Here is a 15,083-nt window from a genome sequence, read left to right as displayed (position 1 = left end):
TTCATGCAAAAATAAGCTAGAAAAAGAATATATCCTTGATTTATAGAATTTAATACGAAACTAAACTTATAAGATAAAGAATGATGTAATAAAGCGCCCCAATTTCAAATGAAAAAAGCAAATGCCTATAACACATTAAAAATGATAAGCCCGTAAATAGCAAAGCGAATAAATCGTAACGAACCATAAAGAATTACATTTTTAAATGGAAATTCAATAATACCAGCAGCTATACACGCTATAGAAAAGGGTAGTGGTAATACGGCACCGACCATGATTAAAAATCCGCCCCATTTTTTAGAATTCTTGAGTTGCTTTTCCATTTTAACCTCTAAATAGTTATGTACCGAAGGCATTTTTGTTATTGAGCGCCCCATCCAATACGATAAAAGTCCGCCACCATAAGATAAAATAGCTAAAACACTTAAATAAAACCAAGGGCTATACATTTTACCAGCCCAAGCAATAAAAATTTCTGGAGGAACAAGCCCTAAAAGCGTTTCTGATACAAAAAAGAAGCTTAATACACCGTAAGATGGCAGTATTTCTGTTAATCTAACTAATGCAGCATTAATGTTAAAGAAATGATTAACGGTAAAAATAGCAATAACAATGGCTACAATATAGGGCAATGCTTTTTTTACAGCTTCCCATACAAACGTATAGAATCCTGTGTAATTATAGTATTGATGTAAAAGCCGCAATCGAGACTTTGCAGTTTTATCTTTAGACTTTTGTTTCATTTTCTTTGACAGATAAAGGGATGCAAATATAAGCTTAGAATTCCAATGAAAAAAGTAATTAACATATTTAACAACTCACCTTGGCACATGATTATTTGATGACAAAAGTCATTTTTTTCAAAACTGAAATGAACTAGTTTTATGAGATCAACATTTTAATCCATGAAACATGAAAGTATTTGATGAAAAGCATATTAAAAATATTGTGCTAGTTGGCGCTCACCATAGTGGAAAAACAACATTATCTGAAACCATGTTGTTTGAAGCTGGCTTAATAAATAGAAGAGGAACTGTTGAAAATCATAATACGGTTTCAGACTACCATGAGATTGAGCATGAACGAAACGCATCTATATTCGCCACTCCCTTACACACCGAGTGGCGTAATTATAAAATAAATATCATAGATACCCCTGGTTTAGATGATTTTATTGGTGAAATTATTTCGTCCATAAATGTCGCAGACACTATTGTTACAGTGGTTAACGGTAGGCAAGGCGTAGAGGTAGGGACTGAAATTATTTGGAATTATATTGACACCTATAGAAAGGCCTCTTTATTTGTGATTAATCAAATTGACCATCCTAATTTAAAATTTGAAGAAAGTTTTAAAAGTATAAATGAATTAGTCGGTAATCATGCTGTAAAAATTCAATTCCCCATAAAAATTGATGGTTCACAAGGTATTATTGATGTTTTGAAAATGAAACTCTACAAATTCAAACCTGAAGGCGGTAAGCCGGAAAAATTAAATATCCCAAAAGACTATCTAGAGCTTGCTAATACGCTTCATAATGAGTTGGTAGAAAAAGCAGCCGAAAATGATGATGCATTATTAGAACTCTTTTTTGAAAAAGGAACGCTAAATGAAGATGAAATGCGCCAAGGTATTAAAGCAGGCATGTTAAATCATGAATTATTTCCTGTATTCTGTGTATCTGCTTTAAATGATATGGGAACAGGCAGATTAATGGGATTTATTGATAATGTAGCACCAGCAGCTTCCGAATTAAATGAAGAACAAAGTGTAGAAGGCAAGACCTTAAATAGAGCGGTTAGTGCGCCAACAGCATTATTTGTTTTTAAAACCATTTATCAGCCTAATTTGGGTCAGATTACCTTTTTTAAAGTAAAATCAGGAGAGCTTAGTGTTAACGATAAATTGGTTAACCCTAGAAATAATGAAACTGAAATTATTAACCAATTGTTTATAATGGATGGTAAAGAGCGGCAATTTGTTACAAAACTAACCGTAGGTGATATTGGTGCCACTCTAAAATTAAAGTTTACAGATACTAACGATACACTAAGAGATATAAACAGTAAAACCACTATTAAACCTATTAATTTTCCAAAACCAAGAATTAAAAAAAGCGTAACAGCAATCGAAAAAAAGGATGAAGAAAAATTAATTGATGCACTTAAAAAAATCCATAGTCAAGATTTAACTGCTTTTTTAGAATACTCAAAAGAATCAAAACAGCAATTATTAGGGTGCCAAGGTGAATTACATTTAGCGACAATTGATTGGACGTTAAAACATGTTTACGGTATGGAGGCAAAGTTTGAAAAACCAAAAATAATGTATAGAGAAACTATACAACGTACATCCACAGCCAGCTATAAGCATAAAAAACAATCTGGTGGGTCTGGGCAATTTGGAGAAGTACACCTAAAAATTGAACCCTGGAATGAAGGCATGCCAGAACCAGAAGGGTTTAGTTTAAGAGGTAAAGAAGAAGTTGATTTACCATGGGGTGGAAAACTCGTATTTTATAATTGTATTGTTGGTGGCGTTATCGATCAGCGTTATTTACCATCCATCAAGAAAGGCATTTTAGAAGTCATGGAAGATGGGCCTTTAACAGGGTCGTTTATTAGAGATATACGTGTCATGGTATATGATGGCAAAATGCATTCCGTAGATTCTAACGATATTTCTTTTAAAATAGCAGGAGCCCATGCATTTAAAGAAGCGTTTTTAAAAGCAAAGCCTAAATTATTAGAACCAACAAATGAGTTGGTAGTAAAAATACCCGAAGAAATGATAGGTAGTGTGATGACAGATTTACAATCTAGACGCTCTATTATACAAGGCATTGATAGCCAAAATAATTATCAAATATTAAAAACCATAACACCCGCAGCAGAATTATACGGGTATTCAACAGATTTACGGTCGTTAACACAAGGTCGAGCAACATTTAATACCAAATTTTCATCGTATCAACCAGTGCCAACAAATGTTCAAATGGAGTTGGTAAAACAATTAGAAATAGTAGAAGTTTAATATATAAAACAAACCATATGCAAACTAAAGTATCATATTTAAGCGATTTAAAGTTCAATTTAGAAACTTGGAGAAGGGAATTACGTTTTCATTTTAACGAAATGGATACGTTTGAAGAAAAACTAGAGGAAATAGCTGGTAGAGAATTTGGAAAGCGGGCAACCATACCTTTAGAGAATTTCCAAAATAGAATTATGATTGAAAAAGCAGCCATATCAAAATTAATGCATCGCTGTAAAAATAAATTGAATACTATACATACAGCAGATTATAATGAAAAAATTGATGGTCGTTTAAGTAATGAACAACATACATTAAAAGAAGACATGAGAACGTATATTAAAATGCATTACGAATTAAAAGAGGAGATGATGACATATTTTCTAGAATGGCTCTAATTCCTCAAGAATAGGAGTTTAATAGGCTTTCTGAAAGTGTATTATTAACTTTTTGTCACATTGAGCGCAGTCGAAATGTTATGTTTCTTGGTTTGGATTGTCCCCTAGAGGATTATCGAAATGAAAATATATTTTCATTGAAGATACCGAGCGTAGCTTATTAGGGGTGTTTTTTTTTAACAACTTGATAAACATATAGTTACAAAGCGCGTCAATGGTAGCGCAGTCTAAATACATTGAAAATCAAAATAATAATGTTTTCGACTGCGCTCAAACTGACGAATGGAAAAACTTTTAGGACAGCCTGTTTTTTATAAATAACATTTTACAGCTGACTTATATCACGATATTAGGACGCAATTATCAATACATTTAAAACCAAAAACAAATGAAAACCAATAGATTATTTTTACTGATATTGGCTATTGGTTTTGCATTTAATCAAGGGCAAACACAAGATAAAAAAGCGTTCGAAGAAATTATTTGGCATATTAAAGCTTTTAAGCCTCAAGTTAAATTGTTAAATATAAAAGCCATTGATAAGAAAGGGAAAAAATATGATGTTAAAGCCATTCAAGATTCTGAACAAACTAGTATTTTAGATATAAAAGCCTTTATAAAAGGTAAAAGACTTCCCGTAAAAATGTTGGTTAGTGATGACAGGTACTATCCAGTGAAAGCAATAGGACTAGATGGCACTATTTATGATATTAAGGCATTTACTGAAGATGGCACAGCGCTGCCAGTTAAAGGTGTTAGTAAATCTGGTAATATTATACATATTAGAGCTATATATCAAAATATGATTTATTATAATGTTATTGCTGTTTCTCCTGATGGTAAAACGAATGCCGTAAAAGGTATTAAACTAGGTGATGATATTATTGAAACGACTGTAAATGGTGTTCAAGTTTATGCTCACGTAAAATCTATCACACATACCAAGTAGGTAATAGAGAATAAATGATAAATGAATTTCCCGACATCGGAGCTATAAATTCTATTTTACATAATATAAATTATAATTCATTTTGAAATTATAATCAGTCATTATATAAAATGTCTTTGTAACGATAAATTCATGAATTATATTGTATGTAAATATAATCATCCTCAGAATAATTGTATTCGTATAGCATAAAAAATGTACGTTCAACTCACCAATTGTTTTACCAAAATTTTATGAGGCCAAGTTAAAATCGATATTCTATTTCACATAATAGTTAAAGATTTGCAACGAACTAAAATTACGGCTTTTATGGTTGAACTGTTATGGTAAATCTAGTTGTTCTATAAAAATATCAGCCTTTCCGTTAATGTTTTCGTATAACGACTCTTTTTTAAACCCTGTTGAAATGCTGATGATGTTACCAATATAGTCTTCGAATATAAAATGTGGGTAACCTATGCTTGTTATCTCTTGTACCAGTTTTGAATTTCTATCATAAATAATCGCCTCTCTCTTGTATGGACTATCTGTGTTTACCTGCCAATCCGGGTCATTGTTAGTACCGAAGATCTTGACACCATCTGTGCTAGTAGCTGTTGGAAAATTCGGAAATTCAAACGATTCAATCTGTTGAAATGTATCAGTATTATATAGCCTGTTTTCAACTGCATCTAACATATACTCCGCAAAGGTATTGTTCAAAGTTTTCTCATTATTTAAAACTCTAATACTAAAATCTACAGTTTCTGTACTAACGATTAACCCATTATCATCTAAACTTTTCACAATACTATTTGGTTCATTTGGATGCCCAATTAATACCCGGTTATTACTTAGCACGAAAAGTCTATGCCATATATCTCCTTGATGTTTCGTAAAATGTGGCGCACTATCAATTAATGATAGGTTAGTATTATCTCGTTTCAAGGTAAATATTTCACTTCCGCTAGCAAGTATCCAAAGGTCTGATTCTGGAGAATACGTGAAATCTAAAAAATTAAATACATCTTCAGGGTCTATGGCATATTTGAATTCCATAGTAGTTGCATCGTAGAAATGTAGTTCTAATCCTTGTTGAATCAATAATTCTTTACCATTTTCAGGTGAATTGAAAACTTTGATTCCAGAAAAAGTTTGAGTCTGCGGCGGGATATCTGAAATGGATTCTGTCTCTTGGGTATTGTAATTGTAACGACGAATATTTACGCCTGTGATACCATTTCCGCTGAGTTCCCCATAGAAGTATACAATAGGCTCTTCTGAATCCACATCCAAAGAAAGAATTTTTTTATAATCAATAACTTCTTTTCTTTTGAAAGGTACCTCCCAAAAACCAATACTTTGACTATCCCTCAAGGTGCTTTTATTCCCAAAAATATTATGAGCATAAACCTTATAAAATGGGTTCTCTAAATAAGGAGGGTTGTCATCAATATAGGCATTAACATCAATATCATCAATCTCTGCTATAGGATATTCTTGGAACCCACTACCACTGCCCTCACCAAAATTTGAAACCGTTATTTCATAATGTGAAAAGTAAGGGGACTCAGATGGCTCCCACGAAAGTGATATGTTATTATCGCCAACAACCGGTTCATTTAAAGAAATTGGATCAATGTGTATAAAAAAACTTGGATGGACACCATAATAATTACTTTCTCCTAGCAATCCTTTATCCGTATACACTTTTAGATAGTAGCATAATGATTCAGCAGCAGGTGGAGTTAAATCGGTATACTCGGTTGTATTGACATTGGTAATAGTCGCAATAAGCTCTGAATTGGCTTTAGTGCAATTCTCACCAGCACTTCTATATATTTCGTATCGGTTAAAACTATTGAATCCATCATAAGCCCCCCACGTAAAGCTCAACAAATTTTCAAAAGTCTCATCTGAATTTTGATTAAAAGTATTTGTAACTAAATCTAGTTCTTCTGGAATGTATCTGTTTGCAGTCAAAATAAATACATCTAATTCACCATCTTCATCTACATCAAATCTGACTTTAAAAACTAGTTCCTCACTATTTAATTTGGTGATTACAAAGTCATCTGTTTGACCTAATGAATTAGTGAATGTAAGAATGCCATTGTTTAATTCCCATTCAAGTTTACTAATTTGAGGGTCACAGGAACTGCTTTGATATATATATTCGGTGTAAGTACCATTCCTTGAATAAACAAAGAAGTCCCTGCCACATTCAGCATAATTTATTGGAACTTCTGCCTTTTCTCCCTCAAACTCTGCGCTAAAAATTGACCAAACCCCAACAAGGTCCTCTATTGAAGCAGAACTATCTGCACCATTAAAAAAATTATTAATATTTTCAGAACTATCATCATCTTTTGAACAACTATGGAAAAAAACTATAATGAAAAGGAAATATAACGTTTTGTTTTTCATTATTTTGAAATGTTGAATGTGTGGCATAGACATGAGTTTTGTACTACAAAAGAACAACATTTTTTGCTAATAATTGTGGAGAATTGGGTATACTCACAACATTTGGTGAAAATGCATTCAAAACCTATTCCCTTAGCCTTTGTGTAGTGAAAAAAAGTAATATTTCTAACCTATTTAATTAGGAATTGATTAAAAATAATCCAAAATTAACTCAAGATGATTTTGTAAATGAATTATCTGGAAATTAACGTTATCATAAATCATTCCACACACATTCCACTACGCTCCTATCGTCGCTTCGTAAAAAGAGTGTTCCATTAACATTGTAGAGAAAGTTTTTAGAAAGAAAAAAATAAGAAAATGTAGAAATTCAACTTCGCTTTTGCCAAAGCTCAAGTTACATAACGCAGTACATTATAGTACATTTTATAACAATTAGCGAAATAGCGCTTTTGTGCGATATTTGACATAATTGCAGATATAATGTCTTTTGACTTATATCGACAGTAATTATGTCAAGCTAATTGTGGCTTCGTTAGAATAATTTAGATGTGTAGCTATATCGCTCGATTGCTTTTTAAATATTTAAATGCCTTATATGGCATTTATTTTTTAACACAATATCCAACCGCTTTGCCAGCGCCAAAAAAAGCTAGCTTTTAGATTGTTATCAAAATTCTCGTAATTGAGCATTCCATAAGAGCTTAAATTTTATGAAGGATAAAATTCTAAGCACTTATTCTATTCTCGTTACTATTTAATCTTTTTTAATTGTAACTATTATTATTATGTATAATAGAATTTGAAGATTTGAACTTCTTAAGTTTTGATTTTATCTTTTTTTCTTGGATAAAAAAAGAAACAAAAAAATCATGACTGCATGTAATTTTGGAAACAATTAACGGCTCATTCGCTATAATTTAGACTATTTGGCGTTAAGAAAATGTACAGTGTACATTATTAGCCAAATACAATTTGAACCTTTAAATTGCTTTAATACTGTATCCAAATCAAATCATCCACTGGATAATTTGTATTTGTATAGCCTAAAATATGCACGCTCATTTCACCTATTGTTTTAACCAAAATTTTATGAGGCCAAGTTTAACATCGAGATTCTATTTTACATAATAGTAACATGAATATCTCCATCTAATTCAATAGACTTTACGAATTTTTTGGTTTTATAATTTTGGTCATAAATTAACCACGGCATATCAGCTTTTGGCATTCTTACTCGACCAAATTCTATTGCACAAGAAATTGGCATTACTGGAAATATATGTAAGGGTGTTTTATTCCCTTGTTTTTCTTTTATCTCAACCATCAAATTACGAACTAATTCTCTGAATTTTGAAAGCTGAATCTTTGATTTCATAAAGTCATTATTGGGATTATCAATTGTTATTTCCCAAATATTAATATCTTCTCCAAGTATCTCAAATATCCTATCTCTAGAAACGTGGTCGCTTAATGATATAATTAATGCAGATTTATTGTGATTATCATTTGGGCGATTTAATTTGTAATTAAAGTTTTTGGGACTTTCTCGCCATTTCCAATTAACGGGTTCTCTATGTAACTGAAAAGTTTCAACCCTTATTTTATCGGTCAATAACGCACCTAATTGTATTAATAATGGTTGTGGAGCTAGACAGAATAATGAATATGACTGGCATTCATCTTGTTCAATTATTGGAGTTATTTTTTTCGTAAAGGCATTTTTCAAATTCGCAGATTCTGCTAACCAATATTCTTTACTACTATCCTTTAAATTTGATGTCATTGAAAGAATTTGTGGTCTTTCAGATGCAGGATATGAATCGGGAAACATGGCTTCTACACAACTTGAATTGTTTATCAAAGATTTTTCAGAACCTATGTTCGCTCCATACATTAGGACATGAGATTTTTTTTCTGGTTTAATTCCAGTTACAATTTCAATTCTCTGTTCATGTTCATTCTTCCAATGAATTAATAAATCAGCACTATACCTAATACCTTCAATATCTTGGTCTATTTTTTTATGACAACCATGGCACATCAACATTAGATTACTGATGTCATTTAAACTTGTAAGATTTAATTTAAAAATCCCCCAACCTCTTGGGCCTTTCTCAGAAAATGAATAAATATGTGCTTTTTGAGCTAAATTTACGGTTTCATTAGTGACAGCAGATTTATAAAGAAGAATGTTACAACTACTAAATTGACACCTACCTCCTGCTCTAGCCCAAAGTTCTCTTTCTACTGTATTTTTTATGTAGCGTGTTACTTCTTTCATAGTTATTAGTCTTCAATTGATTTTTTCTCTACATACTCGCCATATTCATCATGACCTCCACCTAACCATTTTCCAGAAATCAACCAAAGTTCATAAAATTCTAACCATTCACTTGCCCAAGGAATTATTGTAGATGATATTAGTTTCTCCTTTGTCCATTGTCGCTTTTTCCAAGAATACAAACAAAGTTTTTGCTCTAAATGTGAATAAACATGTGGCAATGTTTTCCTGTTTGCAGCTACTTCTAATTTTTCATTAATGACATATATATCTACTCCAGAATACTTATCAAAGCATATTTTTACATCATAAGCTTTACTTACAGGTGTTGGCTTTAATTTAATTTCAACTTCAAATAAATTCCCTTTGATTTTAATCACTTTCATGTTTGGAAACAACTCTTTTATTTTCTCGAGTTGCTTATTAGCGGAAAAGCCTTTTTTTCTAGCCTGTTTTGAACTTTTAATATAACTACTACCCATTTAATCCTTCAAAATCATGTTTTTTGATTATAGGTCCTGAAACAGTAGCTCCCAAAAGTCCTGTTCCTGCCTCCATTTTACGTTTTCCTGTTTCAGTTAAAATTCTATTTTGATTACCATAATTTATAAATGCTTTTTCTGTTATAGAATTTCCAAACTGACTTGACATAGACTTTTGAAGATTATTTAGACCAATACCATCACTACTAATAATAGATGCAATATCTTCTTCTAATTTGTTAAGCCATTCATAGAAATATTCTCTTTTTTTATCCTCTTTAACCCATTTATCAGCAAAGTTCTCTTCACTATTTACAGGGTTTTCGATGATTTTTTCGATTTTACCTGTTTCAGGATTATATTTTTCTTTGATTTCACCTCTCATATTGCCAACTGCATTAACTAGAGCATCTAAAATATTATCTTCTTTGTCATAAGATTTAGCAGCTAATGTTGTAATAATGATGGATATTGGCTTATGGTCTAAATCATAATCACTATTCTCTGAAAACATTATATCTCTATGTCTTTTCAAAATCTGGACGACTCTCTGTAATGGCAACTTTTCTTTATCAAAATCTCTTATTGGCTCAATTGCCTCTTTTAAAGAAATGAATCTAGTGGAATTAATTATTGCTCTTCTAAAAAACCATTTTGCATAACCAAAAGGATTACTTTTTAACCAGACAAGATGATTTGTTGTATAATTATAACCAATATCTTCTCTATCTGTAATTCTTATAGCTAATTCATCAGCATCTTTTAATTCAGCATTACTAAATGATTTTTCAAATACAATGTTATAATTTGAGTCTACAATACAAGGTAAAATGTCCATATGATAATTAGAGTCTTCAGCATAAATTAAAGTCCAACATCTTCTTCCTTCTGGTTTTTTAATCATTTTCTCATATGTCTTGTTGTCTTTTATTTGATTTCCAACTTTTTGCTTTAAATCATATTGTGTCCAACTCGCATTTTTGTTTATTAATTGGCAAACTAAATCAACGTCTAATTTGCTACCTTCTACTACCGGTTTGACCATTGTTCCTAGCATAAATGAGCCTTGAGGTAAAATTTCTGGCTTATAAGGTAATAAAGCTGAATTATCTTTAGTAAGCTGTTCCGCTAAAGCTTGGTAGCTTTTAACTGCTGATTCAAATTGAGTTTTAGTAATATCCAGTTCTCCTCCTAAAAACTCTAATATTCTATTTAATAAATCTTTATGTTCTATTCTCATTTCTTTCTTTTTTTGGTTGGACCAACTTTAACTGTTTCAATAGTTGTAGTTTTCGGTCTTCTTTTAGCCTCTTCTATGGAAATAAATTTACCAGTACCAGCATCTCTACCTCTTTTACTTTGTCTTGCCATAATCCTTTTTAAAGTGATATTACTTCCTCGACAACTCCTTGAATTCTGAAATTGCTTGTTAGTATTATCGGTTGATGTATTTTATTAGTGGATTTTGGTTTCAAAATAACCATACCACCATTTTTATTATATTCTTTAACTGTTGCTTCATCATCAATTAAAGCCAATACTCGATCTCCATTATTAGCATCTGGTTGCTGTCTGATTAGCAATAAATCTCCATTATTGATACCAGCTTTGTTCATTGAATCTCCTTCTGCTTTTAATAAAAAGTATTTATATCCACTTTTAATCATTTCTACAGAAATGGAAACTTCTGCTTCAATATTTTCATCTGCAAAAATTGGCATTCCACAAGCCACACTTCCTATTAAGGGTATTTTTACAGTTTGTGCTCTAGACCCAAAATCTTCGGGTATTTCAAAATCAACAATCTGATAACTCCCATCAATTTTCTTCCTTAATATTTCCTTTTCTTCAAGACTTTTCAATAAAACGGCTGATGAACGAGGGGATTTATATCCCAATCCAATCATTAATTCACGTACGCTTGGTATTCTTCCTTGATGAACAATTGAATTTCGAATAATCTTTAGAGCTTCTAATTCTTTATCAGATAAATTATAAAACATACACAAATATACACTTTGCATACACTTAAAATATATTTCTAAACCACTAGTTATAAACTTGTTATTAACATTTATTGAATTATTTGTGTAAATATAACCTGACTGTAAATTGTATCCTTGTGGATTTCCGTAATGAAAACATACTCTATTCTAAATAATCCCATTTCATACACATTCCCACTTCGCTCCTATCGTCGCTTCGGGCAAAGCGTATTCCATTACATTTTTAAAGAAACATTTTAGAAGAAAAAAATAATGAAAAAGTAGTAGTTTAAACTTCGTTTTTGCCAAAGCAAAGTAACATAGCGCAAAACATTATAGTACATTTCACAACAATTAGCCGATTTAAAATTGCTTTAACTTTTAAAAAGTGAATTTTATTATTGTTTAAAACCGTTAACACAACATTATTAATATAATTGCATTAAGTAAAGCATAACTTAAAGAAGGCGCAGATTGAATTAAGGAATCTTGAATCCTTATTCGGACTAAAAAACCTAATATCATTAAAATAGAAAGACCTAATGCAGATATAGCTTGCAGCAACGGAGCATATAATGAACCAACGAGCAAACCCAGAGCTCCCAATAACTGCAGGGCACCAACTAGCTTTCTTGAATTCTTGAGACCATATCGTTTAAATTCAGATTTCATTTGGGACGTCGTTAAACTAGCTACACCAAAAAATAGAAATGAAATTCCAGAAATAAATGTCAAAAAAGTGAGTAGGTTCATAAATTTCATATAACTGAAAAATTATTAGAGTTACGGCTTGTTTAAAGCGGGAAGGCTATATACAAACTCATCACTAAGAATAAAAAAGCAGGAAGGGACTTCTTTAATGGATCTTTAATTTTTAAATGCATTGCAATGGAGCCAAGCAATAGTAAGGCAAGACCTAATGCTGAAGGTTCTTTAAGTTCAGGATACCAAATAGCTGCTAAAAGACCAACAGCTAATAATACTTTTAAGATACCAACAACATAGCACATCCAAACCGGAAGCCCATAAACTTTAAATTCCTCGATGATGGTCTTGGCATTACCTCCACGCCATTGAGTACTTTTGTTCTTTTGTACAAGCCATACATTAAGTATGCTAAAGGCGACGATGCATTGTAATGCAATTGTAATATAATTCATGTCTTATTTTTTTATTGATAGTCTTTAAATAGGTTAATCTAATCCTATGTTTTCGATTTCAAGTGAAAATTTTTCTTTCTTCTTATTGCCAATTAAAATCGCAATTTCTTCCATTACTCCTCCTAAATAATTAGGTTTGTCTAAAGTATTACCTCTAAAACTAGGGTAAAATGAGCTTAATGGTATTTTGATAGTTTGCCATTCGCCAGTAGTCCTAAAAGTGGATATGTAAGAATAGCGCTGTGATGACTTTTCTTTTATCCTGAATTGATAGTCTTTCCCATCACCTTTTACTTTTATAACGATATGCTCGAATTTTGAAACATCTTTTTTGTTGAATTCATGACGAATTGATGAAAAGCCTCCATTGTTCTCTGTAGTCACGTAGCCTTTGAAAAGTCCGTTTCCTGCATTGTTAATTGAAAGTGTTCCCTGAGATAGACCACCCATAACGCCATCGTTTACAACGTACCAATTAGACGTGTTTTTTTCATTTTTAAAATCGAAAATAGTAGATGTATTGTCTTGAAACATAAAACTTAGAGATAATAAGATGATTAAAACTTTCATATTATTGTTTAATTATATTTAATTTTTGTTAAACAAAAATAAGAAATAATTAACAGAAGATAAAAAAATTAACCTTAATTTGGCATATAATTATTGCTGCTAAAATATTGAATATGAAAATTTTGTATTGCCTTCAATCGATCTAAATCAATTTTATCACTAAAGTTTTCGTCATTCCTAATTGCTGGATTATATATAACTGTACCTTTTCCAGAGTCACCTATATAGGCAAGTTAATCAAGAATATTAATATCGTTCAATAATAATCCTTGCTTCTCAAGAACACGATTCAATAAGAGCATACCCCAACCATCTGGCAGGGAATCATCAAACACTCCAAACATTCCATGAAAAGCATCTGGATGGGCTTTGCTTCAATAAAAAAAGTTTAAACCAGTTCTGTCTCAAATTTAGATTTGAGATTGTTGTATTAAGGATATTAGCCCATTGATTGCCCCCAAAATTTCATCTTTAGTAAAATTGCAATGGCCATATCGTCCGGTAATTTTTATTGGGTATAAAAAAGAGTCCGGCCAGATAGCGCCAACTTTATTTGCATAATAAGTTTGATGCCAAAACAGAGAAACATGATCAAATTCGGTATGCATGGTTACAAGAGGCGTCAACAAAGCACCTTCTGTTTCGTAGAAATTAGCCACGTTTTGAGCAGATTGCTCCCATTCAGATCTTTTAATTCTTTCGACTGTTAAATTCAACTTTCTGTCATTGTCAGATCCTTCATAGATTATTTTTGGATTTTTATTGTTAAATGGACTTCCTTCCAACCTTACAATGGCATCATTGGTTGCCATTATTGGAAATCTTAATACCTCCAGTATGGCAGTCACTACAGCGGAATGATTTGATTTGTCTACATGATCACCTATACTGGTGCCACCCACTCTGGAGCAATTTAAAAATTGCCTGATTTTATTTCCTCCATTATATTGGTAATCATCCTCCAATTCTTGTTTAATAGCTGAATATAGGGGGCCGTTTTTTCTCCAGGCTTCCATAGTTCGTTTTGAAACTCCTTTTGGGCTGCCCAGATTTATACCATTTATACTTGGCCCAAAGAAATATTTAAATAAAACATGAGCATCGCCATAATATTGTAATTGCTTATAAAAATTACCTATAGGGCAACAGGTTGCTATTGCACCATCAAACATCCCCGGGTTCTGCTCAATAGTAAGAACGGTAATCAAACCACCTTCTGAAGGTCCAACTAGAAAAATAGCATCATATGGTTTAGGTTCAGCAGGGTTTTCAGGATCGTCAAAGAATTCATCAATAGCTATTTTTAACTCTTTGATATCTTTGATTGCATCTAGCACTACCAGCCCATTGTCGCTATAGCTGGTAGCGGCATAAGCTGCTTTTTCAAGAATAATATCTTTGATTGCTACGGTTCCTCCCATCCCATCAAGAATAGTGTCTGAAGGTAATTCTATAAGTTCTCCTGGATCAACATAACCATGAGCGTAAACCAACACAATCCTTTGACCATCAGGAATAAAATTCCAAAAATTAGGTAAAGCTATTTCATAAGAGGCTCCTCCTTGGAGTGTTGATTTTAAAGAAACCGCTTTCGTCAGGCCATCTTTTTCAGCCTTAAGATCAATACCCGAGTTTACTTTTAAATCAATAGGGTCTTGATTAAAGTCCATAGGCTCTTGCTGACATCTAAAAAACATAATGGCCAATAGTAAACCAATCAATATTAAAATAGATTTTCGAATAATAGTATAATGATTTTTCATAGTGTTAAATTTTTGATTTCAAATTCATTAATAACATTTACAAATTATTATTA

At 31.8% G+C, this 15,083-nt stretch carries 14 protein-coding genes; 3 read left to right on the top strand and 11 right to left on the bottom strand.

From position 1 onward, the window contains the following. Window positions 1-125: 125 nt before the first annotated feature. Window positions 126-743, bottom strand: a complete 618-nt coding sequence (locus tag ABD935_RS03530; RefSeq protein WP_345190206.1) for a YqaA family protein — start codon at window positions 741-743, stop codon at window positions 126-128. 169 nt (window positions 744-912) lie between these two features. Here ABD935_RS03530 and ABD935_RS03525 point away from each other — a divergent pair, with 169 nt between their 5' ends. The 3 genes from ABD935_RS03525 (at window position 913) to ABD935_RS03515 (ending at window position 4,380) form a co-directional block, all read left to right on the top strand. Further along, entirely contained in the window at window positions 913-3,033 is a 2,121-nt protein-coding gene (locus tag ABD935_RS03525) for an elongation factor G (protein WP_345190205.1), read from the top strand. A 17-nt stretch (window positions 3,034-3,050) separates the two neighbouring features. Beyond that, the gene (locus tag ABD935_RS03520) at window positions 3,051-3,431 is read left to right on the top strand and encodes a hypothetical protein (protein ID WP_345190204.1); all 381 of its coding nucleotides are present in this window, start codon (window positions 3,051-3,053) and stop codon (window positions 3,429-3,431) included. A gap of 388 nt (window positions 3,432-3,819) precedes the next feature. Further along, entirely contained in the window at window positions 3,820-4,380 is a 561-nt protein-coding gene (locus tag ABD935_RS03515; protein ID WP_345190203.1) for a DUF7486 family protein, read from the top strand. 321 nt (window positions 4,381-4,701) lie between these two features. Here ABD935_RS03515 and ABD935_RS03510 read toward each other — a convergent pair whose 3' ends face one another. From ABD935_RS03510 to ABD935_RS03465, 10 genes are all read right to left on the bottom strand, one after another. Next, a complete protein-coding gene (locus ABD935_RS03510) occupies window positions 4,702-6,813 on the bottom strand; it encodes a lipocalin family protein (RefSeq protein ID WP_345190202.1) in 2,112 nt (703 codons plus the stop codon). A gap of 1,096 nt (window positions 6,814-7,909) precedes the next feature. Then, entirely contained in the window at window positions 7,910-9,070 is a 1,161-nt protein-coding gene (locus ABD935_RS03505) for an SAVED domain-containing protein (protein WP_345190201.1), read from the bottom strand. 5 nt (window positions 9,071-9,075) lie between these two features. Continuing rightward, a complete protein-coding gene (locus ABD935_RS03500; protein WP_486303759.1) occupies window positions 9,076-9,552 on the bottom strand; it encodes a type II CBASS E2 protein in 477 nt (158 codons plus the stop codon). Further along, window positions 9,545-10,792 (bottom strand): nucleotidyltransferase domain-containing protein, encoded by a 1,248-nt coding sequence (locus tag ABD935_RS03495; protein WP_345190199.1) that lies wholly within the window; start codon window positions 10,790-10,792, stop codon window positions 9,545-9,547. Before ABD935_RS03495 ends, ABD935_RS03500 begins: the two co-directional genes overlap by 8 nt. Then, on the bottom strand, window positions 10,789-10,923 hold the full coding sequence (locus tag ABD935_RS03490; protein WP_345190198.1) for a hypothetical protein: 135 nt from the start codon (window positions 10,921-10,923) through the stop codon (window positions 10,789-10,791). The genes ABD935_RS03495 and ABD935_RS03490 overlap by 4 nt, the downstream gene beginning before the upstream one ends. 8 nt (window positions 10,924-10,931) lie before the next feature. Further along, window positions 10,932-11,576 (bottom strand): transcriptional repressor LexA, encoded by a 645-nt coding sequence (gene lexA, locus ABD935_RS03485; protein WP_345190197.1) that lies wholly within the window; start codon window positions 11,574-11,576, stop codon window positions 10,932-10,934. A 375-nt stretch (window positions 11,577-11,951) separates the two neighbouring features. Next, window positions 11,952-12,290 (bottom strand): DoxX family protein, encoded by a 339-nt coding sequence (locus ABD935_RS03480; protein ID WP_345190196.1) that lies wholly within the window; start codon window positions 12,288-12,290, stop codon window positions 11,952-11,954. A gap of 41 nt (window positions 12,291-12,331) precedes the next feature. Then, complete coding sequence (locus ABD935_RS03475; protein ID WP_345190195.1) at window positions 12,332-12,697, bottom strand: DoxX family protein; 366 nt, start codon at window positions 12,695-12,697, stop codon at window positions 12,332-12,334. A 33-nt stretch (window positions 12,698-12,730) separates the two neighbouring features. Further along, window positions 12,731-13,267: a CIA30 family protein gene (locus ABD935_RS03470; RefSeq protein ID WP_345190194.1), complete on the bottom strand. Its 537-nt coding sequence runs from the start codon at window positions 13,265-13,267 to the stop codon at window positions 12,731-12,733. Between the two features lie 410 nt (window positions 13,268-13,677). Continuing rightward, window positions 13,678-15,030 carry a hypothetical protein gene (locus ABD935_RS03465; RefSeq protein ID WP_345190193.1) on the bottom strand — a complete coding sequence of 451 codons (1,353 nt, stop codon included), beginning with the start codon at window positions 15,028-15,030 and terminating at the stop codon, window positions 13,678-13,680. Window positions 15,031-15,083: the final 53 nt, after the last annotated feature.

The sequence above is a fragment of the Algibacter agarivorans genome (genome assembly GCF_039543245.1).
Lineage (GTDB): Bacteria > Bacteroidota > Bacteroidia > Flavobacteriales > Flavobacteriaceae > Algibacter_G > Algibacter_G agarivorans.
Note: the sequence above shows the minus strand (reverse complement) of the source record. Positions and strands in the feature narration are given on the sequence as shown.